Source organism: Citrobacter sp. RHBSTW-01013 (assembly GCF_013781985.1).
Lineage (GTDB): Bacteria > Pseudomonadota > Gammaproteobacteria > Enterobacterales > Enterobacteriaceae > Citrobacter > Citrobacter braakii.
Window position 1 is genome coordinate 2,274,072 of record NZ_CP056185.1, and the last position, 24,160, is coordinate 2,298,231.

Annotated in this window: 21 protein-coding genes; 8 read left to right on the top strand and 13 right to left on the bottom strand. The window is 53.0% G+C overall.

All coding sequences use genetic code 11. The features are described 5' to 3' along the window. Nucleotides 1-241 precede the first annotated feature (241 nt). From HV350_RS11040 to manX, 4 genes are read right to left on the bottom strand one after another with little or no spacing between them, the layout of a single operon-like run. Complete coding sequence (locus HV350_RS11040; RefSeq protein WP_016153397.1) at nucleotides 242-700, bottom strand: DUF986 family protein; 459 nt, start codon at nucleotides 698-700, stop codon at nucleotides 242-244. A gap of 60 nt (nucleotides 701-760) precedes the next feature. Then, a complete protein-coding gene (locus HV350_RS11045) occupies nucleotides 761-1,612 on the bottom strand; it encodes a PTS mannose transporter subunit IID (protein ID WP_016153396.1) in 852 nt (283 codons plus the stop codon). 12 nt (nucleotides 1,613-1,624) lie between these two features. Further along, entirely contained in the window at nucleotides 1,625-2,425 is an 801-nt protein-coding gene (gene manY / locus HV350_RS11050; protein WP_016153395.1) for a PTS mannose transporter subunit IIC, read from the bottom strand. A 58-nt stretch (nucleotides 2,426-2,483) separates the two neighbouring features. Further along, the gene (gene manX, locus HV350_RS11055) at nucleotides 2,484-3,446 is read right to left on the bottom strand and encodes a PTS mannose transporter subunit IIAB (protein WP_047416602.1); all 963 of its coding nucleotides are present in this window, start codon (nucleotides 3,444-3,446) and stop codon (nucleotides 2,484-2,486) included. 459 nt (nucleotides 3,447-3,905) lie between these two features. Between manX and yoaE the strand changes: the two genes are divergently transcribed. Continuing rightward, nucleotides 3,906-5,465, top strand: a complete 1,560-nt coding sequence (gene yoaE / locus HV350_RS11060) for a CNNM family cation transport protein YoaE (protein WP_016153393.1) — start codon at nucleotides 3,906-3,908, stop codon at nucleotides 5,463-5,465. Between the two features lie 6 nt (nucleotides 5,466-5,471). Here yoaE and HV350_RS11065 read toward each other — a convergent pair whose 3' ends face one another. The 4 genes from HV350_RS11065 to pabB form a co-directional block, all read right to left on the bottom strand. Next, on the bottom strand, nucleotides 5,472-7,073 hold the full coding sequence (locus HV350_RS11065; protein ID WP_016156794.1) for an EAL domain-containing protein: 1,602 nt from the start codon (nucleotides 7,071-7,073) through the stop codon (nucleotides 5,472-5,474). Between the two features lie 130 nt (nucleotides 7,074-7,203). Beyond that, nucleotides 7,204-8,568, bottom strand: coding sequence for an L-serine ammonia-lyase (gene sdaA, locus HV350_RS11070; RefSeq protein WP_016153391.1), 1,365 nt, complete (start codon nucleotides 8,566-8,568; stop codon nucleotides 7,204-7,206). 183 nt (nucleotides 8,569-8,751) lie between these two features. Next, nucleotides 8,752-9,330: a CoA pyrophosphatase gene (locus tag HV350_RS11075; protein WP_016153390.1), complete on the bottom strand. Its 579-nt coding sequence runs from the start codon at nucleotides 9,328-9,330 to the stop codon at nucleotides 8,752-8,754. A gap of 3 nt (nucleotides 9,331-9,333) precedes the next feature. Then, on the bottom strand, nucleotides 9,334-10,695 hold the full coding sequence (pabB, locus tag HV350_RS11080) for an aminodeoxychorismate synthase component 1 (protein WP_181630483.1): 1,362 nt from the start codon (nucleotides 10,693-10,695) through the stop codon (nucleotides 9,334-9,336). Between the two features lie 83 nt (nucleotides 10,696-10,778). Here pabB and HV350_RS11085 point away from each other — a divergent pair, with 83 nt between their 5' ends. Continuing rightward, nucleotides 10,779-10,958 (top strand): YoaH family protein, encoded by a 180-nt coding sequence (locus HV350_RS11085; protein WP_016153388.1) that lies wholly within the window; start codon nucleotides 10,779-10,781, stop codon nucleotides 10,956-10,958. A gap of 6 nt (nucleotides 10,959-10,964) precedes the next feature. On the opposite strand, the gene HV350_RS11090 is transcribed toward HV350_RS11085, so the two are convergent. After that, on the bottom strand, nucleotides 10,965-11,309 hold the full coding sequence (locus tag HV350_RS11090) for a RidA family protein (RefSeq protein ID WP_016153387.1): 345 nt from the start codon (nucleotides 11,307-11,309) through the stop codon (nucleotides 10,965-10,967). A gap of 141 nt (nucleotides 11,310-11,450) precedes the next feature. Here HV350_RS11090 and HV350_RS11095 point away from each other — a divergent pair, with 141 nt between their 5' ends. The 5 genes from HV350_RS11095 (at nucleotide 11,451) to rnd (ending at nucleotide 17,884) form a co-directional block, all read left to right on the top strand. Beyond that, entirely contained in the window at nucleotides 11,451-13,361 is a 1,911-nt protein-coding gene (locus tag HV350_RS11095; protein WP_016156792.1) for an ATP-dependent DNA helicase, read from the top strand. Nucleotides 13,362-13,419: 58 nt separating this feature from the next. Then, nucleotides 13,420-14,115, top strand: a complete 696-nt coding sequence (tsaB, locus tag HV350_RS11100; protein WP_181630485.1) for a tRNA (adenosine(37)-N6)-threonylcarbamoyltransferase complex dimerization subunit type 1 TsaB — start codon at nucleotides 13,420-13,422, stop codon at nucleotides 14,113-14,115. Between the two features lie 94 nt (nucleotides 14,116-14,209). Continuing rightward, nucleotides 14,210-14,794, top strand: a complete 585-nt coding sequence (locus HV350_RS11105; protein WP_181630487.1) for a Slp family lipoprotein — start codon at nucleotides 14,210-14,212, stop codon at nucleotides 14,792-14,794. Nucleotides 14,795-14,998: 204 nt separating this feature from the next. Further along, the gene (gene fadD, locus HV350_RS11110; protein ID WP_131346197.1) at nucleotides 14,999-16,684 is read left to right on the top strand and encodes a long-chain-fatty-acid--CoA ligase FadD; all 1,686 of its coding nucleotides are present in this window, start codon (nucleotides 14,999-15,001) and stop codon (nucleotides 16,682-16,684) included. A gap of 84 nt (nucleotides 16,685-16,768) precedes the next feature. After that, nucleotides 16,769-17,884, top strand: coding sequence for a ribonuclease D (gene rnd / locus HV350_RS11115; RefSeq protein WP_181630652.1), 1,116 nt, complete (start codon nucleotides 16,769-16,771; stop codon nucleotides 17,882-17,884). A 49-nt stretch (nucleotides 17,885-17,933) separates the two neighbouring features. Here the strand turns inward: rnd and HV350_RS11120 are convergent, their stop codons facing one another. The 4 genes from HV350_RS11120 to HV350_RS11135 form a co-directional block, all read right to left on the bottom strand. After that, entirely contained in the window at nucleotides 17,934-18,899 is a 966-nt protein-coding gene (locus HV350_RS11120; RefSeq protein ID WP_075848666.1) for a PDR/VanB family oxidoreductase, read from the bottom strand. Nucleotides 18,900-18,969: 70 nt separating this feature from the next. Further along, the gene (gene yeaW, locus HV350_RS11125; RefSeq protein ID WP_003833746.1) at nucleotides 18,970-20,094 is read right to left on the bottom strand and encodes a carnitine monooxygenase, oxygenase subunit YeaW; all 1,125 of its coding nucleotides are present in this window, start codon (nucleotides 20,092-20,094) and stop codon (nucleotides 18,970-18,972) included. Nucleotides 20,095-20,139: 45 nt separating this feature from the next. Further along, nucleotides 20,140-21,741 carry a BCCT family transporter gene (locus HV350_RS11130; protein WP_016153380.1) on the bottom strand — a complete coding sequence of 534 codons (1,602 nt, stop codon included), beginning with the start codon at nucleotides 21,739-21,741 and terminating at the stop codon, nucleotides 20,140-20,142. A 255-nt stretch (nucleotides 21,742-21,996) separates the two neighbouring features. Then, nucleotides 21,997-23,079 carry a tartrate dehydrogenase gene (locus tag HV350_RS11135; RefSeq protein WP_181630489.1) on the bottom strand — a complete coding sequence of 361 codons (1,083 nt, stop codon included), beginning with the start codon at nucleotides 23,077-23,079 and terminating at the stop codon, nucleotides 21,997-21,999. A gap of 103 nt (nucleotides 23,080-23,182) precedes the next feature. On the opposite strand from HV350_RS11135, the gene HV350_RS11140 reads away from it, so the two are divergent. Next, entirely contained in the window at nucleotides 23,183-24,100 is a 918-nt protein-coding gene (locus HV350_RS11140; protein ID WP_016153377.1) for a LysR family transcriptional regulator, read from the top strand. Nucleotides 24,101-24,160: the final 60 nt, after the last annotated feature.

The window sequence follows — 24,160 nt, forward strand, 5'->3', positions numbered from 1 at the left end:
ATTTCCGGAGTCTGGAAATCGGCTACTCCCCAACGACGGGCGCAACCTTAACATATTTTGAGAATATAAAACAAGAAACGCAGAAATAATATTTGGCCTCTAATTGAAAACGATTTTCATTTAGATTTATTTATAAATAAAACGTTAAAATAAATAACATTATGAGCGGTGGGATATAGCCTTAGCTATGTTTATTTTTGAATGGATATATAAAAAACATAGTTCAGGCTATATTTGTAACTTATTGATTTGAAATTAAAAGTTTATATATGTTTTCGAGATCGTCTATATTCCGTACGCGAATCAGTAATCTTCGATGTTCTAATTGCATCACCAGGACACCGTCTTCAGATAAATTCATCTCTTTAATCCGGTTATATTCAATCCAGACATTGGCGAAAAAAAAGCCTTTCTGTTTGAAGATGATTTTTGGCGTACGGATCCAAAACAGATACAGTCCCATCAATACCAGTGCACATAATAACCATGTGGTAAATTGCGCGCCGTGGCTGGTGATGTTGTTGTAGATAAGAATAGCAATCAAGCCAAGGAAGATAACGCTGTCGACTCTGCTACGAGGAAGCAGGGCGACAGACAGCAGAGTAGGGCCATTACGGCGGGGCATGATGAACTGATCGTAAATGGCATACGCCAGCAGCGAAAAGATAAAAAGAACCAGCACCAGGTCCGTGATAGTCATGAATCCTCAACCCTCTAAATAGAAAAACCGGGGGCAAGCCCCCGGTGATGTACAACAGTCTTACAGGCCGAGCAGTCCGACAGCGTAGCCCGCGATACCGATGACGAAGAAGCCAACGATGATCCACAGCGGGTTCACTTTTTTACGCAGCAGCCACATACAGGCGAAAGTCAACAGCAGAGGAACCAGACCCGGCATCAGCTGGTCAAGGATAGTCTGCACAGTGGTGACGCGAGTCTGACCATCCTGACCGGTGATAGTGGAAACCACCAGCGGGATGTTTACGTGCGTCCACTTGTTAACCAATGCCCCCATGACAAACAGGCCGAGGATTGACGCCCCCTCAGTCAGTTTCTGCAGGAAGCCACCGCCCATATCTTTAACGATATCGATACCTTTACGGTAGCCGTATGCCACACCGTAGTAACGGGTTGCCAGACGAACCAGGTTAAACAGGATGAAGAACAGCAGTGGTCCAAGCAGACTGCCGCTCATCGCGATACCTGCGCCAAGTGCGGCGAATACCGGACGTACGGTACCCCAGAAGATCGGGTCGCCCACGCCTGCAAGCGGTCCCATCAGACCAACTTTGATACCGTTGATGGCACCATCGTCAATCTCTGCGCCGTTTGCACGCTGCTCTTCCATCGCCAGCGTAACGCCCAATACGGGGGCTGCTACGTACGGATGGGTATTAAAGAATTCCAGGTGACGCTTAATAGCCTGCTTACGAGCGTCGTTGTTTTCCGGGTACAAGCGGCGGATAGCCGGCACCATGGAGAAACAGAAACCCAGCGCCTGCATACGTTCGAAGTTCCAGGAGCCCTGAAACAGGTTAGAACGAAGGAACACGCCACGAATGTCACTCGGAGTGAGTTTTTTCTCGGTGGTAGTTTTAGTCATATCAACCATTTCGCTCACCTGCTAGTCCAGTTCGTTATCGAGATCGTTATTGCCAGCCGCAGCAGCAGGTGCGCCGGCTACGCGGTTATATTTCGGGCTCAGCTGAATGTAGAGGATAGCCATTACTGCGCCAATCACACCCAGAGCAACCAGGTTGAAGTTAGTAAATGCCGCGGTGACGAAGCCGAGGTAGAAAAATGGCATCAGGTAGCCTGCGCGCATCATGTTGATGACCATCGCATAACCAACCACTACGATCATACCCCCTGCGATGTTCAGACCGCCGGTCACTACTTCCGGAATGGCATTAAGCATGCTCTGAACTTCACTGGTACCAACAGAAATCGCCACGATTACCGCCGGGATAGCGATACGCATAGCCTGCAGGAACAGGGAGGATACGTGCAGCCAGGAGATCGCCGTCAGGTTACCGTTTTCTGCCGCCTTATCCGCTGCGTGCTGGAATGCTACGGTGATAGTACGAACGATGATAGTCAGTACCTGGCCTGCTGCTGCCAGTGGGATAGCCAGCGCGATACCTGCACCAATGCTTTGGTGACCCGCGATAACCAGAACGGTAGAGATAATTGAGGCCAATGCGGCATCAGGTGCAACCGCAGCACCGATGTTCATCCAGCCCAGGGCGATCATTTCCAGGGTACCACCGATGATGATACCGGTTTTCATATCACCGAGAACGGCACCAATCAGCGTACAGGCCACCAACGGACGGTGGAACTGAAATTCATCGAGTACCGACTCCATACCCGCGATACATGCGACGATGAACACCAGCACAATCTGAAGAGTGGTAATCTCCATTGTACTTCTCCTATTGCTATACAGACTTAAGTGTGAAAACTAAGTAAATGCCAGGGCGTTATTTCACCTTGGCAATCAAATCCATCATTTTCAGTTTCTGATCGGTAGAAACCTTACGAGCCTCGAGCTCAATACCGCGTTCGTTGAGTTTCTTGAAGGCTTCGATGTCTTTTTCATCGACAGAAATTGCGTTGTTTACCTGCGTTTTACCCTGACGGAAAGCCATACCGCCAATGTTTACAGAGGTAATTTTCACACCACCTTCAACGATACGTTCTACGTCGGTCGGGTTGGTAAACAACAGCATCACACGCTCACCTGCATATTTCGGGTTGTTGTAGACGCGGATCATTTTCGCGACATCAACCACATGCGCCGTCACACCCGGAGGTGCAACCTGGGTCAGCAGCGTTTTACGCACGGTATCGGCGGCAACTTCATCACTGACGACGATAATGCGTGTTACGTTGGTTTCTTTGGTCCAGCGAGTTGCCACCTGACCATGGATTAAGCGGTCATCAATACGCGCCAGGCCGATCTGCATATAATCGTTCGGACCCATCGGTTTGGCGGGAACTGCTGCTTTTGGCGCCGCGACTGGGGCTGGAGCGGCTTTCTCCACCGGTTTTGCTTTCAGCGCTTTCACGCCTTCACTACCGGTTTCAACGGCCAGTGCCACTAATTCATCGAAGCTGGGGTTGTCATCACGCGCCATGAAGGTTTCAACCAGCATGGGAATGTTCACACCGGCGATGACTTCGTAATGCTCTTTATCGACGACAATGCGGCTCGCAGCGTTAAACGGGCTGCCTCCCCATGTGTCAACGAGAAACAGCACGCCTTTACTGGTATCGAGTTTTGCCAACTGAGCGTTGTACTTTTCAATCAGCGTTTCGGCATTTTCGCCTGGAACGAAATCGATCCAGCCGACGTTTTCCTGCTCGCCTAACAGCATTTCTGCTGTCTTAAGTAACTGCTCTGCAGCCCAACCATGTGTGCCTATTACAATAGCAATGGTCACTTGCTACCTCCTTTATTATCGTTAACACATCAACGTGAAGATGTATTTGAATCGTCGTCCGCAATCGAATCGATTCAGATAAGGGTTACAAAGAAAAACCTATGATTTTCGTGAATTATTTTAGATATCGAAAAAAATATTTTATGTGATGAAGATCCGTAATTTAACTTCCGATAAAAAGAAATTTCGAAGGGTAAAATATCTCCGAAACAACTTATTGCAAAGGAAGGTAAATCTTTGCTAAAAAACGGTTGTCTCTGTTATGTTTAGCATCGGTTTAATTACTCAGGAGTATAGGGCAGTAGCTCACCATATGGATCGTCACCGACGTCATTTCACTATCAGGCCGTATCAAGCCTGTCAGATTGGCACTTTTTGCCACAAATTTTCTCTGCATATCGCTTCAACGCCTGAGATCCTCAGCGCGCAGTTTGGTCATTCCTTAAGCAGGAGCTTGTCATGGAATTATTAATGGACCCGCAGATTTGGGTGGGTTTGCTCACGCTTGTCGTTCTCGAAATTGTTCTGGGTATTGATAACCTGGTCTTCATTGCGATCCTGGCTGATAAGCTGCCGCCAAAACAGCGAGATAAAGCGCGTTTAATCGGTTTGTCACTGGCACTGGTTATGCGCCTGGGCTTGTTGTCCGTGATTTCGTGGATGGTGACGCTAACTAAGCCGCTATTTACGGTAATGGACTACTCGTTCTCGGGGCGCGATCTGATCATGCTGCTGGGGGGGATTTTCCTCTTGTTCAAGGCCACGACAGAGCTGCATGAGCGGCTGGAAAACCGTGAACATGATACCGGCCAGGCAAAAGGGTATGCGAGTTTTTGGGTTGTTGTGACGCAGATTGTCATCCTCGATGCGGTGTTCTCGCTGGATGCCGTTATTACGGCGGTTGGTATGGTCAACCATCTGCCGGTGATGATGGCGGCGGTCGTGATTGCTATGGCCGTGATGCTGCTGGCTTCTAAGCCGCTGACACGATTTGTGAACCAACATCCGACGGTGGTGGTGCTGTGTCTGAGCTTCCTGTTAATGATCGGTTTGAGCCTGGTTGCCGAAGGGTTTGGCTTCCATATTCCGAAAGGCTATCTGTATGCGGCGATTGGCTTCTCAATCATCATTGAGTTGTTTAACCAGATTGCCCGTCGGAACTTTATTCGCCACCAGTCGACGCTGCCGCTGCGTGCGCGCACTGCCGATGCAATCCTGCGTCTGATGGGGGGTAAAAGTCAGGCCAGCGCGCAGATGGAATCCGACAACCCGGTGCCGGTTCCCGTCCCGGAAGGCGCATTTGTGGAAGAAGAACGCTATATGATCAACGGCGTCCTGTCTCTGGCGTCGCGTTCATTACGTGGCATTATGACGCCTCGTGGCGAAATTAGCTGGGTTGATGCAGACCTGAGCGTGGAGGAAATTCGCGAGCAATTGCTCTCGTCACCACACAGCCTGTTCCCGGTGTGTCGTGGCGAACTGGATGAAATCATCGGTATTGTGCGTGCTAAAGAGCTGCTGGTCGCGCTGGAAGACGGTGTGGATGTGGCGGCCATTGCCTCTGCGTCTCCGGCTATTATTGTCCCGGAAACGCTGGATCCTATCAATCTGTTAGGTGTTCTGCGACGCGCTCGCGGCAGCTTTGTTATCGTCACTAACGAGTTTGGTGTAGTCCAGGGTCTGGTCACGCCGTTGGACGTATTAGAAGCTATTGCCGGTGAATTCCCGGATGCTGATGAAACGCCTGAAATTATTGCTGATGCAGGCGGTTGGTTGGTGAAAGGTGGTACCGATCTGCATGCGTTGCAACAGGCGCTGGACGTGGATACGTTAGTGAATGAAGATGAAGACATCGCCACGGTGGCAGGTTTAGTCATTGCCGCTAACGGCCATATTCCACGCGTAGGTGATGTTATCGATGTTGCACCGTTGAGCATTACGATTGTCGAAGCCAATGACTATCGTGTGGATTTAGTTCGCATTGTTAAAGAACAACCCGCTCACGACGAAGACGAGTAAGCGGGGTTAGCGAAACGGCATAACGTGCATACTGTGTCGCCCGTTATGCCGGGCGGGCGGCGGCGTGCTGCCCGCCAGCCATTTGGGAAAATCGCGCAGCGGCATCGGCTTTGCATACAAAAAGCCTTGCAATAAATGTACGCCGTGTCGGCGTAAATGCTGTGCCTGCGCCTGTGTTTCAACGCCTTCCGCCACCAGTTCGATATTCAGTTTTTTCCCCAAAGCGATAATGATGTCTGTGACGGTTGAGTTCACGGCGTCTGTCCCGATTGCCGAGGTAAATGATTTATCAATCTTCAGCACATCCGGGCGAAGCTTTTCCAGCCAGGAGAGCGAACTGTTGCCGGTGCCGAAATCGTCAATTGCCAGCTTTACGCCAAGCCGATTTAACTCGCGCACGACTCGATAATCCACATCCAGTAACGCATCGCGCTCGGTGAGTTCGATAACCAACTGCTGAATAGGGTGCTGGCTGAACCAGTACTGGTTGAGATCTTTTAGCAGCGTACCGTTACGAAAATGGCTGGCGGCAACATTTATCCCAATATGAAACTGGCTGCTCATCGGGAATACGTGCCGTTGCTGAATGGTTTCTGCGATGACATGACGGGTAAGCGGCACAATCAGGTTGTGCTCCTCTGCGATGGGAATAAACACTTCGGGAGAGATCCAACCTTGGCGCGGGTTATTCCAGCGTAAAAGGATTTCCACTCCCATACATTGCTGGGTTTGCGCATTAAGTAGCGGCTGGCAAAACAGCTCGAATTCCCGTGCAGCAAGGGCCAGATTTATCTCCCAGGAGAAGCTCATTCTGCTGGCGGTCGCCAGCCATGCCAGGTAGCCCACTAAAAAACTTAGGATCACCGCCAGCGGCAGTTGTGTTGGTAGATGTTTTATAGCCAGTTCGCTGGCACCCGGACCGGTGACGCTGATAGTAAAGGGGAAATGTTGCGATGAGAGCTGGTAGCGTTTTTCATTATCCAGTTCAGGTAGCGTATCGACAACACCCTGTCCATATAGCAAATGGCGATTACCGACGGTTAAGCTGGCATGGGTAATTTGCGGTGGCTGGGGTTCAAGCAACATGGACGATAATAAATCAATGTTAACGATTTCCAGCACGCCATCTGAGCCATCGGCAGATGCTGGATACCATTGCGTCAGAATCGGACTGCCCTTAATCAACGAATGGTCGGTAGACAGCAGCAATTGCGGCTCCCGACTGGGTAATTCAGGCTCCAGTTGGCGAATAGGCACATTGCGATAGCCAAAAATGCTGGAACAATAAAGGATCCCGCTCTGAATCAGGCTGATAGAACGTACCGTTTGCAGTCTGGCTGCATGCTTACTCAGAGGTAAACGCGCGACTGAGCAGGGAAGCCCAATCAGCGGTAGCAGTACATCGCGTCCGGTCTGTAGGGGCAAAAGCACGTCATCCAACTCTTCAACGGCGTGGTTGGCAAAGGTAACGGTATTGCGATGATTTAAATTACGCTCCGAAATAAATCGGACAGTTAATGTGAGAATGAGCGTCAGTAGTGCACATAATGTGCAGACGATTAAGCGATTCCGGCGATAGTTCTTGATGATCCTTTGCGCTGTTTGCATGCGGGCCGCCCGATAAGCCGTTGGTCACAGTAGCCAACAGCAACAGAGCAAGTGTAGTGGGGAAAATTACGCCAGACGAGGGAGAGGGGGCAAATTCGCCCATCCGTCGCAGATGGGCGAAAAATAAGTATTAGTCACATTGAACTTTGATTGCCAGGCCACCGCGTGACGTTTCACGGTATTTGGCATTCATGTCTTTACCTGTTTCGTACATGGTCTCAATGACTTTATCCAGCGAGACGCGCGGTGCGCTGGTACGGCGCATTGCCATACGCGCAGCGTTGATCGCCTTCACTGACGCAATGGCATTACGTTCGATGCACGGAACCTGTACCTGTCCCGCCACCGGATCGCAGGTTAAGCCGAGGTTATGTTCCATGCCGATTTCAGCAGCAACACATACCTGCTCAGGGCTCGCGCCTAACAGTTCAGCCAGACCCGCGGCAGCCATGGAACAGGCTACGCCCACTTCACCCTGACAACCCACTTCTGCACCAGAGATAGACGCGTTCATTTTATACAACGCGCCAATCGCGCCGGCCGCCAGGAAATAACGGGTATAGATATCCGGGCTGACGGACTCGATGAAATGATCGTAATAGGCCAGTACCGCAGGCACGATACCGCAAGCACCGTTGGTTGGCGCAGTAACTACGCGACCACCCGCGGCGTTTTCTTCGTTAACGGCCAGCGCGAACATGTTCACCCAGTCGATCACGTTCATCGGATCGTTGGACAGCTTGTCGCTGGAAACCAGCATACGACGCAGGGCTGAAGCACGACGAGGAACGCGCAGCGGACCCGGCAGCACGCCTTCGGTGTTCATACCACGATCGATACAAGCCTGCATGGTTTGCCAGACGTTACCAAAGTACTCTTCAATCTCTTTTTTACTGTGCAGAGCAAGTTCGTTCTGCATCGCCATGCCAGAGAGAGACAGGCCGGTGCTGTTGCAGTATTCCAGCATTTCAGTGGCGGATTTGAACGGATAAGGCACACTGACCTCGCCCGCGGCATCCTGACCAAAATGTTCTTCATCAACGATGAATCCACCGCCGATAGAGTAGTAGGTTTTGCTGTAAATGACGGTTTCGCCACTGTACGCGTGGATCTGCATTCCGTTTTCATGCAGCGGCAGGTTGCCGTTGTGAAAACGCATTCCGTCATTCTGCGGGAAATCCACTTCGTGTTGGCCCTGCGCAAGCAGCAGGCGTCCACGCGTTTCTACGTCGCGGATAAATCCGGGGATGCTGTCAATATCCACGGTAGCAGGCTCATTGCCCGCCAGACCCATAATAATGGCGATATCGGTATGGTGACCTTTACCCGTGAGCGACAGTGAACCATACACGTCGACGGCGACACGAGTAACGCTGTCCAGTAATCCTTTTTCGACCAGGTCATCGACGAACTGTTTACCCGCCTTCATAGGCCCTACGGTATGGGAAGATGAGGGACCAATCCCCACCTTAAACATGTCGAATAGACTAATCACGATAATACTCCTACAGGGCGACTGGGGTTTCCAGTAACGATGTTATAACTGCGCATAGTGTAAGAGGGAACGCGGCGATCGGCTTAACTATTCACATGAATTAAACTAATAGATAACCGCGGTTTTACTAATGTTGTGACCTGAGTTTCAAGTTGTCTATGGTGTGCGTAAAGATAAGTATAGTCAGGGCTTGACGCCAATTTGCAGCGCCAGCTCACGAATTATTCCGGCGGTCATTCCCCAGACGAAATATTGCTCATACCAGGAAAGCCATACACGATGTGAATCGCCGCGACGGTAGATATCCAGCGGATGATAACGACCTAAATGCAGGGCTTGTGCAAGCGGCATTTCGAACACGGCGGAAACTTCATCAACACTTGCGCGATATGGCAAATTTGGCGGGATAATGCCTACCACCGGCGTGACCTGGAAACCGGTCACGCTGTCGACCGGCGGCAGAACGCCAATCACCTCCACGCAGGATGGTGGGATCGCCACTTCTTCCTGCGCTTCGCGAAGGGCGGCGGCAATTAACGAGGCATCGCTGCTATCCACCGCGCCGCCGGGAAAGGCGACCTGTCCGGCGTGCTTGCGCAGATGAACGGAACGCTGAGTTAATAGTAACCCCGGCTGTGCACGACGCACGACGGGGATCAGTACGGCGGCCTGACGCTGGTTTAACGCAGTATGATTAACCTGCGGGCGCAGGAGTTGAAAGCGCGATAAAAAATCATCAAGCGTCAGGCTGCTGTATTCCACGTGTCAGTTCTCCAGTTGGTGCAAAATACGATTCACTTTATCAAACGTTTCCTGATACTCCGCATCTTCCTGGCTGTCCGCCACAATGCCACCGCCAGCGGAACAATAAATGCGTCCGTTGGTGGCTGTCAGCGTGCGAATGGTGATGCTGGTATCCATATTGCCGCAAAAGCTCAGATAGCCAATGCTACCGCACCAGGCGTTGCGTCTTTGCGGTTCCAGTTCGTCAATAATTTCCATTGCCCGCACTTTTGGCGCACCGGTAATAGAGCCGCCGGGGAAGGCGGCGCGCAGCAGGTCAGTGGCGTGCAATGATTCTGGCAGACGCGCGGTAATGGTGCTGACCAAATGATGAACGGCAGGGAACGGTTCGACAACGAACAGTTCCGGAACCTGTACCGAACCGGGTTCGGCAACGCGGCCGATATCATTACGCATTAAATCGACGATCATCAGGTTTTCCGCCTGATCCTTTGGGGAGTTCGCCAGTGATTGAGCCTGCAGACGATCGGCATCGGCATCTTCAAGTCTGGGCAGCGTGCCTTTAATCGGACGCGTCTGGATGTGCTGGTTTTCCAGCAGAATAAAACGCTCAGGTGAAAGGCTGAGAATCGCCCCTTCCTCAAGACGTAAAAACGCACTGAACGGGGCGCGGTTCGCATGGTTGAGACGTACAAACGCCAACCACTCATCTCCTTGATAATGCGCCTGAAAACGCTGGGCAAGATTGACCTGATAGCAATCGCCGCTGTGCAGATAACGCTGCACCTGACGGAACTTTTCACCATACTGCGCACGGGTCATGTTGGACTGCCACGAGGATGTTAACGAAAACGGTTCGCGCACGGGTATCTGTTGATTTTCCAGCCAACGGCGTCGTGCCTGTACATCGGAGTGGCTAAGTAGCGACACCCTTTGCAACTGATGATCGACAATCAGCGCCCAATCGTAAATGCCAACCGCCATGTCCGGTAGCGTGATATCCTGTTCGGCTTCCGTTGGCAGAGATTCAAAACGACGGCCTAAGTCATAACCGAACAGACCCAATGCGCCTCCCTGGAAGGGAAAATCGGGATTATAATCGGGCTGAATAGTCAGCGATGTCAGCGCCGAACGTAAAACCGTCATCGGATCATCAACCGTTTGCATAGTGCCGTGATGGTCATGCACAACGGTCTCTTCTGCATGTGTGACCAGCGTTGTAATGGGGTCGGCGACCAGAATATCAAAGCGATTATGCGGATGGTCGGCATGGCCTGAATGCAAAAGCATTGCCCAGGGCTGGTGGCTTAATGTGGCAAAATAGTGCTCAGCGGCGTCCAGACGCCAGGGGAGTGTGATTACAGCGGGAGATAACGTCTTCATCAGTCCTGACTCGTTGCTACTTCACTGGCTATGTGCCGGGTAGCATGAAATAATTAGCGCTAATAATTTAGCAGGAGTTCACCATGATTGCAGGTTTACCTTCACTCACGCACGATCAGCAGCAACAGGCGGTTGAACGCATTCATGAACTGATATCCCAGGGGATGAGCAGTGGCGAGGCGATTACGAAAGTGGCTGCTGAATTACGCGCCAGTCATACCGGCGAGCGGATCGTGGCGCGTTTTGAAGATGAAGACGAATAACGCCGCTTATACCGCAGCGATAATCTTAATTTCAACTTTGTATTTCGGGTTCATTAACCCGGCCTGAACGGTACAACGTACCGGCGCGTGACCAGCAACAACCCATGCGTCCCAGGCTTTGTTCATGGCGGCAAAATCATTTTTGTCCGCCAGGAACAGGGTGGCATCAAGAATACGTGACTTGCTGCTGCCCTGTTTTTCCAGCACCGCATCAATTTGCGCCAGCGTATTTGCCGTTTGCTCAAAGGCGTCGGCATCCAGATTTTCCGGTACGCCGGTGTAATACAACGTGTTGTTGTGGATAACCACGTCGGACCAACGCGCTTCGGCATCAATGCGCACAATCGTCATAAATCATTCCTCATTTACGTTTTTTCATAATGGCTTCGGGTTGCGCCAAGACTGCCATAATGTTGTGTCCACGTCACCTCTTCAACTGGCGAAAGAGCCGCTGGCCTGACATAATCCCTGTTCAAATGAACAGGGGGCAGTGTGACGGACGATTTTGCAGCAGACGGTCAGTTGGCTAAAGCGATACCCGGTTTTAAACCGCGTGAACCACAGCGGCAGATGGCCTTCGCCGTCAGTCATGCTATCGAAAAATCACAGCCGCTTGTTGTCGAAGCCGGAACAGGAACGGGTAAAACCTACGCTTATCTTGCTCCCGCGCTGCGTGCCGGAAAGAAAGTAATTGTCTCCACGGGCTCGAAGGCGTTGCAGGATCAGCTATACAGCCGCGATTTACCCACAGTAGCGAAGGCTCTGGAATTCACGGGTAAACTGGCGCTGCTGAAAGGGCGTTCAAACTATCTGTGTCTTGAGCGTCTCGAACAACAGGCGCTGGCGGGCGGTGACCTGCCGGTACAAACTTTAAGTGACGTCATTCTGCTACGCTCCTGGTCAAATCAAACCCTTGATGGTGACATCAGCACCTGCGTCAGCGTGGCGGAAGACTCTCAGGCCTGGCCGCTGGTGACGAGCACAAACGATAATTGCCTTGGGAGCGACTGCCCGCTGTACAAAGAGTGCTTTGTCGTTAAAGCGCGCAAGAAGGCGATGGATGCGGATGTCGTCGTGGTAAACCACCATCTGTTTCTCGCTGATATGGTGGTGAAAGAGAGTGGGTTTGGCGAGCTGATCCCGGAAGCTGAAGTGATGATCTTCGATGAAGCGCATCAGTTACCGGATATCGCCAGCCAGTATTTTGGTCAATCGCTCTCCAGTCGCCAACTGCTGGATCTGGCGAAAGACATCACCATTGCCTATCGCACCGAGCTGAAAGACACTCAACAGCTTCAAAAATGCGCCGACCGGCTGGCGCAAAGCGCGCAGGACTTCCGCCTGCAGCTGGGCGAGCCGGGCTATCGAGGAAACTTGCGGGAACTGCTGGCCGACCCGCGCGTGCAGCGCGCGTTTTTGTTGCTCGATGACACGCTGGAGCTGTGTTACGACGTGGCGAAACTGTCTCTCGGACGTTCCGCCTTGCTGGATGCCGCGTTTGAACGTGCCACGCTTTACCGTACTCGTCTGAAGCGCCTGAAAGAGATCAACCAGCCAGGTTTCAGCTACTGGTATGAATGCACCTCGCGCCATTTCACCCTTGCGCTGACGCCGCTCACGGTGGCGGATAAATTCAAAGAAGTGATGGAACAGAAGCCGGGCTGCTGGATTTTTACCTCCGCGACGCTGTCGGTAAACGATGATCTTCATCATTTCACCGCGCGGCTGGGTATTGAAGATGCCGAGTCGATGCTGCTGCCAAGTCCATTTGATTACACCCGCCAGGCGCTGCTGTGCGTGCCGCGTAATCTCCCGCAAACCAACCAACCGGGAGCGGCGCGTCAGTTGGCATCCATGCTGCGTCCCATTATCGAAGCGAACAACGGTCGCTGCTTTATGCTGTGTACCTCGCACGCGATGATGCGCGATCTGGCGGAACAATTCCGCGCCACCATGACCCTTCCCGTGCTGCTGCAGGGCGAAACCAGTAAAGGGCAACTGTTACAGCAGTTTGTCAGCGCAGGTAATGCGTTACTGGTTGCCACCAGCAGCTTCTGGGAAGGGGTGGACGTGCGTGGCGATACGTTGTCGCTGGTGATTATTGATAAACTGCCGTTCACCTCGCCGGACGATCCGCTGTTAAAAGCGCGGATGGAGGACTGCCGTTTGCGCGGCGGCGATCCGTTTGAAGACGTTCAGTTGCCGGATGCGGTAATCACCCTGAAACAGGGCGTGGGGCGTCTGATTCGTGACGCCGACGACCGCGGGGTGCTGGTGATTTGCGACAACCGTCTGGTGATGCGACCTTACGGTGCCACTTTCCTGGCAAGCCTTCCGCCTGCGCCGCGGACGCGTGATATTGCTCGCGCTGTTCGTTTTCTTGCCATACCAACGACTGAGTAATTTGTTACGGAGTGTGGTAAGATGCGCGCCAAATTTATTGACCTGATCACAAACACCCATGCGAATTCTGGCTATCGATACCGCCACAGAGGCGTGCTCTGTTGCCCTGTGGAATGACGGTACTACCAAGGCTCATTTCGAGCTTTGCCCACGAGAACACACCCAACGAATTTTACCAATGGTCGAGGAAATCCTGGCTGCTGGCGGTCTCACGTTAACCGATATCGACGCTCTGGCGTTTGGTCGCGGTCCTGGCAGTTTCACCGGTGTACGTATTGGGATTGGCATTGCTCAGGGGCTGGCGTTAGGCGCGAATTTACCGATGATCGGCGTCTCCACCCTGGCAACAATGGCGCAGGGAGCCTGGCGTAAGTCGGGCGCGTCCCGCGTACTGGCCGCGATCGACGCGCGAATGGGCGAAGTCTATTGGGCCGAATACCTGCGTGATGAGCACGGCAACTGGCACGGTGAAGAAACCGAAGCGGTGCTAACCCCCGAGCAGGTGCATGCGCGTTTACTGCAACTGTCTGGCGAGTGGGTAACGGTCGGAACGGGCTGGCCTGCCTGGCCTGAGCTCGGTAAAGACAGCGGTCTGACGCTGAGCGATGGCGACGTTTTGCTTCCGGCGGCTGAAGATATGCTGCCTGTTGCCACGCAAATGCTGGCTGCCGGTAAGACCGTGGCGGTTGAACATGCGGAACCGGTTTATTTACGTAACACCGTGGCATGGAAGAAACTTCCCGGTAAAGAATGAATCTTAGTAGTACATCCCTGGTTAATTCGCATAGCCGTCAGTGCGCAGCATGGTGAATTGGTCGGGGCAGAAGCTAAGAAAAGGGAGTCGCAATATGGCGGTGCAAAAGCAGTTATTGAAAGGTGTGTTGGCGGGCGCATTCGCGTTAATGCTTAGCGGTTGTGTCACCATCCCGGACGCGATTAAAGGTTCGAGCCCTACGCCGCAGCAGGATTTGGTGCGGGTGATGAATGCGCCACAGCTGTATGTCGGACAGGAAGCGCGTTTCGGCGGTAAAGTGGTGGATATTCAGAACCAGCAGGGGAAATCCCGTCTGGAAATTGCCACTGTTCCTCTTGATAGCGGGGCGCGACCGGTGCTGGGCGAAGCCTCCCGCGGGCGAATTTATGCTGATGTAAATGGCTTCCTCGACCCGGTGGACTTCCGCGGTCAACTGGTTACCGTCATCGGTCCGATTAGCGGTACTGTGGATGGAAAAATCGGTAATACGCCGTATAAATTCATGCTGATGCAGGTAACTGGCTATAAACGCTGGCATATTACTCAGCAAATTGTTATGCCGCCGCAGCCGATCGACCCCTGGTTCTACGGTGCGCGTGGCTGGCCTTACGGTGGCTACGGGGGATGGGGATGGTACAATCCCGGCCCGGCACAGGTTCAGACCATAGTAACTGAGTAACTCTTTGTTTTATGAGTAAAAGAAACAGCGGCTCGTCCGCTGTTTCTGCATTAACGTGGATATAAGAAAAATAAATAGTGACGTGCTTCGCAACCTTGTCGTTGTGTAATAAACAAACTGGTACGCTGAGTTAATATTATGTTAACAGTTTGTTTATTGCCTGGGGTTGTGATGACGACGAATACGCATTTTAGAGGTGATGTATTGAAAAAGGTTTGGCTTAACCGTTATCCCGCTGGTGTTCCTGCGGAGATCAATCCTGACCGTTATCAATCCCTGGTGGAACTCTTTGAACACTCAGTAAGACGGTATGCCGATCAGCCCGCGTTTGTAAACATGGGGGAGGTGATGACCTTCCGCAAGCTTGAAGAGCGTAGCCGGGCATTTGCGGCCTATTTGCAACAGGGACTCGGGCTGAAGAAGGGCGATCGCGTCGCATTGATGATGCCGAACCTGCTGCAATATCCGGTCGCACTGTTTGGGATTTTACGTGCCGGCATGATCGTCGTGAACGTGAACCCGCTGTACACGCCCCGCGAGCTGGAACATCAGCTCAACGACAGCGGCGCGTCGGCGATTGTCATCGTGTCTAACTTTGCCCACACGCTGGAAAAAGTCGTCGACAAAACGTCGGTGCAACACGTGATCCTGACGCGTATGGGGGATCAGCTGTCGACCGCCAAAGGGACGTTGGTTAACTTTGTCGTCAAGTATATCAAGCGTCTGGTGCCGAAATATCACCTGCCGGATGCCATCTCATTTCGTAGTGCGCTGCAAAACGGTTATCGCATGCAGTATGTGAAACCCGAAGTAGTGTCGGAAGATCTGGCGTTCCTGCAATATACCGGGGGGACTACCGGTGTGGCGAAGGGCGCGATGCTTACGCACCGTAACATGCTGGCTAACCTTGAGCAGGTTAATGCCACTTATGGCCCGTTGCTGCATCCGGGTAAAGAACTGGTGGTGACGGCCCTACCGCTGTATCACATTTTTGCGCTGACGATGAACTGTCTGCTGTTTATTGAGCTGGGCGGTCAAAACCTGCTGATTACCAACCCTCGTGATATTCCGGGACTGGTAAAAGAGCTGGCGAAGTATCCGTTCACCGCTATGACCGGCGTCAACACGCTGTTTAACGCGCTGCTGAATAACAAAGAGTTCCAACAACTGGACTTCTCGTCACTGCACCTTTCGGCAGGCGGCGGGATGCCGGTTCAACAGGCGGTAGCTGAACGTTGGGTGAAGCTGACCGGTCAGTATCTGCTGGAAGGCTATGGCCTGACGGAGTGTGCCCCTCTGGTGAGCGTCAACCCTCATGATATCGACTACCACAGCGGCAGTATCGGGTTACCGGTTCCTTCCACCGAGGTCAAACTGGTGGATGACGACGATAACGAAGTGCCGCCGGGAGAACCGGGCGAACTGTGCGTGAAAGGTCCGCAAGTGATGCTGGGCTACTGGCAGCGACCAGACGCCACCGACGAAATCGTCAAAGACGGCTGGCTGCACACCGGCGATATTGCGGTGATGGATAATGAAGGCTTCCTACGTATTGTCGATCGTAAGAAAGATATGATCCTGGTGTCCGGCTTTAACGTCTATCCAAATGAAATTGAAGACGTGGTTATGCAACATCCTGGCGTACAGGAAGTGGCTGCGGTCGGCGTTCCGTCGGGCAGCAGCGGTGAAGCGGTGAAAATTTTCGTGGTGAAGAAAGATGCCTCGTTAACTGATGAGGCGCTTATCACTTTCTGCCGTCGTCACCTGACGGGCTATAAAGTACCGAAGCTGGTGGAGTTTCGCGACGAGTTGCCGAAATCTAACGTCGGTAAAATTTTGCGACGAGAATTACGTGACGAAGCGCGCGCCAAAGTGGACAATAAAGGCTGAGCGTTAAGTCAGCCAGCAGAAAACGCCGGGTAAACCGGCGTTTTTTTTGGCGCAAACCTAAGAGAGCACGATTTGAATTATCAAATGATCACCACGGACGACGCGTTAGCCACGCTGTGCGAAGCCGTCCGTGAATTTCCGGCGATAGCCCTGGATACCGAATTTGTTCGCACACGTACCTATTATCCGCAGTTGGGGCTGATCCAACTGTTTGATGGCAAACACGTTGCTCTGATTGATCCGCTAGGGATCACCGACTGGTCGCCCCTGCGCGATATTCTGCGTGATACCGCCATCACCAAATTCCTGCATGCGGGAAGTGAAGACCTGGAAGTGTTTCTCAACGCTTTTGGCGAACTTCCGCAGCCGTTAATTGACACACAAATCCTGGCCGCGTTTTGCGGTCGTCCGCTGTCGTGGGGCTTCGCCTCGATGGTGGAAGAGTTTACGGGTGTGGCGCTCGACAAAAGCGAATCGCGTACCGACTGGCTGGCCAGACCGCTGACCGAGCGTCAGTGCGAATACGCGGCGGCTGACGTCTGGTATCTGTTACCGATCACCACAAAACTGATGGCTGAAACCGAAGCCAGCGGCTGGCTGCCAGCCGCGCTGGACGAATGCCGCTTAATGCAGCAGCGTCGCCAGGAGATTCTGGCGCCGGAAGACGCCTGGCGTGACATCACCAACGCATGGCAACTGCGCACCCGTCAGCTAGCCTGCCTGCAACTGCTTGCCGACTGGCGACTGCGTAAAGCACGCGAGCGCGATCTGGCGGTAAACTTCGTGGTGCGTGAAGAGCACCTGTGGGCGGTGGCGCGTTATATGCCGGGCAGCCTGGGTGAACTGGATAGCCTGGGTCTTTCCGGGAGTGAAATTCGTTTCCACGGTAAAACGCTGATCGCCCTGGTGGAAAAGGCACAGGCTTTACCGGAAGAGTCGCTACCGCAGCCGCTGCTGAATTTGATGGATATGCCAGGGTATCGCAAGGCGTTCAAAGCCATCAAAGCGCTGGTTGCCGAGGTGAGTGCGGGACATAATCTCAGCGTCGAACTGCTTGCTTCGCGTCGCCAGATCAACCAGTTGCTCAACTGGCACTGGAAATTAAAGCCGCAGCAATCCCTGCCTGAGCTGGTTTCCGGCTGGCGTGGCGAATTGATGTCCGATCGCCTCAACGCGCTGCTGCAGGAATACCCGCAGTAAGTCACCAGGCTCGCCGGGTCGCGCGTTTGCTGACCCGGCCTGCGCAACGCTACAGATCGAGCACCAGGCGCTTACCTTTGGCGCGCGAGCAGCAGATGAGCATGCTTTGCTGGCTGGCTTTTTCGTCGTCGCTGAAATACTGATCGCGGTGATCCGCTTCCCCTTCGAGAATCGTCGTTTCGCAGGTGCCGCAAACACCTTCCCGGCACAGGCACTCAACCCGGGCGGCTTTGTTATTTTCGATAACCTGCAAAATGGTCATCTCTTCCGGGACCACAAACTCGCGCCCGGAACGCGCCAGCACCAGGGTGAAGGCGTCGCCGCCTTTCTCTTCCACGGCAAATTGTTCGAAATGTAGCGTATTGCTGTCCAGCCCAAGGCGGGAAGCCGCTTCTCTGACAGCATCGTTGAGCACCGCAGGGCCACAGGTGTAGATATGCGTGCCGGGTTCAACATCTGCCAGCAGACGGGCTAAATCGAGGCGGGTGCCTGCGTTCGACAGGTGCAGATGAATGCGATCGGCGCTGGGGTGTTGCATGAGTTCGTCATGAAACGCGCAGGTCTCCTGGCTGGGAGAGCAATAGTGCAGTTGCCATTGCGTCTGAGATTGTTCCAGCTCCGGGAGTTGCGATAAAAACGGTGTGATGCCGATACCTCCGGCAATCAACAGATGTTTTTGTGCCTGAGGGGCGAGGGCGAAGAGATTATTTGGTGTGGAGATCGTGAGCGTGTCGCCGGGCTTCACGTTTTGATGCAGGTATCGTGAGCCGCCTTTGGACGCTTCCTCCAGGCGTACGGCAATTTTATAGGCGCGCGTATCGCGTGGTGAACTCATCAGCGAGTACGCATTGCTGTACAGGTTCTCGCCATCGCGCATCTGCACGATAATATGGCTGCCACCCTGAAACGCGGGCAACGGCTGGCCTGAGGTCGCCGTTAAGGTGAAGCATTTTACCTGCGCGGTAATCGTCTCAATCCGGCTGACCCGGACTTCTTGCATTTGATAATCAGACATTGCGGCCTCCCTAAAAAATCTGTCCGACGCGGCTCAGCGACGCGCCGGAACCTGTCGTAAAAGCCCCGGGTTATTCCTGAAAAACCTGGGCGACCAGATTATGGAAATGGGCAATGCCATGCTCGGAGATGCCGCTGCCGCTGGTGTCCGCCATAATGCGTCCCTGGCCGCGATACCCGCGCGATTTCAGCCCTTTTTGTACGCTTTCAACCAGACGTAAATCTTCAGGACGAAAGACGTTGCGATACCATTCGATCAGTTGTTTCTGCTCTTCGGTCAGCTCTTCGTTGGTGAAGTAGATGTCATAGTTTTGCAGCGTGGTTTCCGCATCTACCGGGAATTCGTAGATAACGGTCATCATGCCTTTGATTGGCGTCACGTTGAGCATGGTGCACGGCCACAGCCAGAAACCGTGGAAGGCGGCATCAACCCCTTCTTCGAACTTAAATGACTGCTCTGAAGGTTTGGCGAAACCGTATTGCAGCGTCCAGTTGCCGTGCATGGTATGCCAGTAACGGTCAACCTGGACCGAGTCGGAAAAACCTGGATGGGCCGGACCACAGTGGTAGCACTCCAGATAGTTATCGACAATATTCTTCCAGTTGGCTGGGGTACGAGTCGTAAAGCGGGCAGCAAGTTTCAGGTCATGCACGTCTGGGCAGGCTTCGATAACTTTGTCCGCAAGACCAGGGAGTTGTTCTTCCACGCTGCCCGCATTCGGATCCATGTTTATAAACACGAATCCGGCATATTCTTCCAGGCGTACCGGTGTAAGGTGCGCTTTTTCGCTGTCGAAGTTGGCGACGTTTTCGCAGTTACGCGCATGCGCCAGATTGCCGTCAAGTTTGAACGCCCATGCGTGGTAAGGGCAGGTAATCACATTTTTCGCTTTCCCCTCGCCGCTCAACAGCTGATGACCGCGATGCGGGCAGACGTTGTAGAAGGCCCGCAGCACGTTATCGCGCCCACGTACCAGCACGATATTCTCGCCAATCACTTCTCGGGTAACATAATCATTGGGTTTCGCCAGTTCGCTACTGTGGGCGACGCAAATCCAGCTTTTAGCGAACACCTTTTCTTGTTCGTGTTCGAAAGCCTGATGGTCGGTATAAAACCGGGCCGGGATAGTCCAGGCATCCTGCGGGTTGGCACAGAAATTTTGCGGCAGAATAAACTCAGGGCTCAGATTGCTCATTGGAATACCTTTAATTTGTGAGTAAGAGGATTTTTGTACTGGCGCTTAATTGTCGCCTTTGAGTAGTGTCCCGGCCGGTGGCGCGACCGGGACGTCAACTGGCGCTTCGGGAATATGACTTTCAATTTGATGCGCAGGAACGTGGGCATAGTCCTGCCGTACCCAGCGCAGAAAACCGCCAACCTTCACCAACAGGATGGCGAGGAATGGAAGAGCGGTCAGAACCACCGTGGTCTTCATGGTTTCCAGGGACGCGCCGGTGAACAAAATTGATAATGGGATCAGGGTGATGACCACGCACCAGAACAGACGAAGACTGCGCTGCGGATCTTCCCCTTCCTGCAGGTTGCGTGTGCTGGTGGCCGCCATGGTGTAGGCCACAGCATCCATGTGTGAGGCGAGGAATATAATCATGATCGCCAGATACGCCACCAGAAACAGTTTCCCGGCAGGCAACGACATCAACACTTGCTGTACGGCTGTCTCACCGCCCAGCGTCGCCATAACCTGCGGTACGTCGATCACGCCGTTCACAAACTGGTGAATGGAGTAGCTTTCCATCACGCCAAAGAAGAACCAGCAACCAACAGTGCTACCGAGGATTAATGCCCAGATAACCTCTTTGATTTTGCGACCACGGGATACGCGAGTGACAAACATTGCCACGCCCGGCGTGTAGGAGATCCACCACAGCCAGTAGAACACCGTCCAGTTACGGGTGAACTCACCGTTGCCAAGCGGGTCGGTGAAGAGGCTCATTTGCAAAAAGTTTTGTGTCGTCAGGCCGATGGCGTTAATGATGTTATTGGTGATGAATTCGGTCGGGCCGACGATCAGCACCAGCAGCGGCAGTAAAAATGCCCCCCAGCCGACCATTTTGCTCAGACGTTGCAAACCGTTATTGATGCCAATCCAGGAGCTCAGGCAGAAAATGCCGCCAGAGAACAGGATCACAAACGCCTGCACCGTGAAGTTATCCGGTAACCCCGTCAGGGCAGACAAACCGCGGGTAAAGGTGGCGGCGGTGACGACCAGAGAGATAGTTAACGCGCCAACTGTCGCGATCAGGAACATCAGGTCAACCAGGCGACCCCAGACACCCTGCGGATGCACGCCGGTAATGGCGGCGATAATCCCGGACAGGCTCAGTCCTTTGTTTTTACGCACATGGAAGTGGTAGGCCATGGTTAATGAGGCCAACGTGTAGGTCGCCCATGCGCTGATCCCCCAATGGAAAAAGGAGTAGGGCAGGCTGTATTCCAGCGCTTTTTGCGAGTGCGGCGCGATATTCAGACCTGGGGTCTGGTAATAATAGGCCCACTCAGCAACGCCCCAGTAGAGCGTGGAAGAGCCTAATCCGGCGCATATAAACATAAACAGCCAGGAGAGCGTGCTGTATTCCGCTTTACCTTCTCCCAGACGGATGTTGCCGTATTTGCTGGTAGCCAGCCAGACGACCAGACCCATAGCCATCAGAACGAGGATCTGCACGGCGGAACCCAGCATCCGGGTAACGCCGTTAAAAAGGGTATTTGCGACTTGTGCAGACTGCTGAGGGAAGAGACTAAGTGTGGCGGCGATGAAAAGAATAGCCACCAGGCTGATGGCTATCAGCGGCATGTCTTTTTTCTTGACGTTGCTCAACATGGGATCTCCTGGGCACAGTTGCCCGCGTATGGCATTAGCCTGTCGTTGTTATCATGCTGTAGGGGTAGAATGAGTTACTTTATATTTAACAATTTTATTATTTGTTCTTTACATGAATTAAACAATTGCCCGATGCGTGAAGCAATAAAACACGGAACGGAAATAATAAAAGGTGAATTGGCGCAGGTTATTGGCTCCACAAAACGCATAAAAAAGCCGCGTCAGTGACGCGGCTCATATTTCGTGGTTTGACCTCTAACGTAGTGCCTGACAGATGGCTTCTCCCACCTGTTGCGTGGTGGCGCTGCCTTTCATATCCGGCGTTTTCGGGCCACTGGCAATAACGTGCTCAATTGCCGCCAGAATACCGTCGTGGGCAGCCTTATAGTTGGCATCACCCTTGCCAAGGAAGTCCAGCATCATGGCGCCAGCCCAGATAGTGGCAATCGGGTTGGCGATGTTTTTTCCGTAAATATCGGGGGCCGAACCATGCACCGGCTCGAACAGGGACGGGAAGGTGCGTTCCGGGTTTAAGTTGGCAGAAGGTGCGATGCCAATCGTCCCGGTACAGGCCGGACCCAGATCGGAGAGGATGTCGCCGAACAGGTTGGAAGCAACCACAACGTCAAAGCGCTCCGGCTGCATCACAAAGCGGGCGCATAATATATCGATATGCTGTTTATCCCAACGGATCTCAGGATAGTTAGCCGCTATTGCTTCAACACGCTCGTCCCAGTAAGGCATGCTGATGGCCAAACCATTGGATTTGGTCGCCGAGGTCAGGGTTTTGCGCGGGCGGTTTTGCGCCAGCTCGAAAGCGTAACGCAATATACGATCTACGCCGCGACGGGTGAAGACCGACTCCTGGATAACCACCTCGTGTTCCGTTCCTTCACTCACGCGTCCGCCGAGAGAAGAGTATTCTCCCTCGGTGTTCTCGCGTACGACGTAGAAATCAATGTCGCCTGGCTGCTTGCCCGCCAGTGGGCAAGGGACTCCCGGAAACAGGCGTACCGGACGCAGGTTGACGTACTGGTCGAATTCGCGGCGAAACTTAAGCAGCGAGCCCCATAAAGAGATGTGGTCCGGTACGGTGTCCGGCCAGCCAACGGCGCCAAAATAGATAGCATCAAAGGATTGCAACTGCTCATGCCAGTCATCCGGCATCATTTTACCGTGATGGGTGTAGTACTCGCAGCTCGCCCATTCCATTTGCTCAAAGCTGAGCGACAACCCCCAACGCTCGGCGGCTGCCTGTAACACATGAATGCCTTCAGGCAGCACTTCTTTACCAATGCCATCTCCGGGGATAGCGGCAATACGACAGGTTTTCTTCATAGCAGCTCTCACTTGTACGCCATCAAAATTGACTTTCCCTTTATCCTATAATTGACTGATTAAGAGTTAATCCCCCTAACTGGTGAAACATAAAACACAGATCATGAATAATCTGCCGCTGCTAAATGATTTACGCGTCTTTATGCTGGTTGCCCGTCGGGCAGGATTTGCCGCCGTTGCCGAGGAACTGGGTGTATCACCGGCTTTTATCAGTAAGCGAGTAGCCCTGCTGGAGCAGACGCTGAACGTGGTGCTGCTGCACCGGACAACGCGGCGTGTAACCATCACGGAAGAGGGGGAGCGGATCTACGAATGGGCGCAGCGGATCCTGCAGGATGTCGATCAGATGATGGACGAGTTGTCGGATGCCAGGCAGATCCCGCAGGGGATGCTACGCATTATTAGTAGCTTTGGTTTTGGCCGTCGGGTGGTGGCTCCGGCGCTGTCTGCGCTGGCAAAAGCGTACCCGCAGTTAGAACTGAGGTTCGATGTTGAAGACCGCCTGGTGGATATGGTGAATGAGGGCGTCGATCTTGATATTCGTATCGGGGATGATATCGCGCCGAACCTGATTGCCCGCAAGCTGGCGACTAACTACCGTATTCTGTGCGCCTCGCCGGAATTTGTGGCGCAGCACGGGACGCCGAAGCAACTCAACGATCTCTCCACTTTTCCTTGTCTGGTTATCAAAGAGCGCGACCATCCGTTTGGCATCTGGCAAATGCGTAATAAAGAGGGCGCTCACTCAATTAAAGTTACGGGGCCTCTGTCGTCTAATCATGGCGAAGTGGTACATCAGTGGTGTCTTGATGGGCAGGGAATTGCCCTGCGTTCGTGGTGGGACGTTTGCGACAACATTGCTGGTGGACATCTGGTACACGTATTACCCGAGTATTATCAACCAGCAAATATATGGGCGGTTTATGTTTCTCGGCTGGCGACGTCGGCAAAAATCCGTATTACGGTTGAGTATTTGCGCCGCTATTTTGCCGAAAACTATCCAAAGTTTACTTTGGAATAAATCCGCAACAGCTTGGCAAGAAACTGAAAATAAAAAAGGCAGAATAATCTGCCTTTTTTG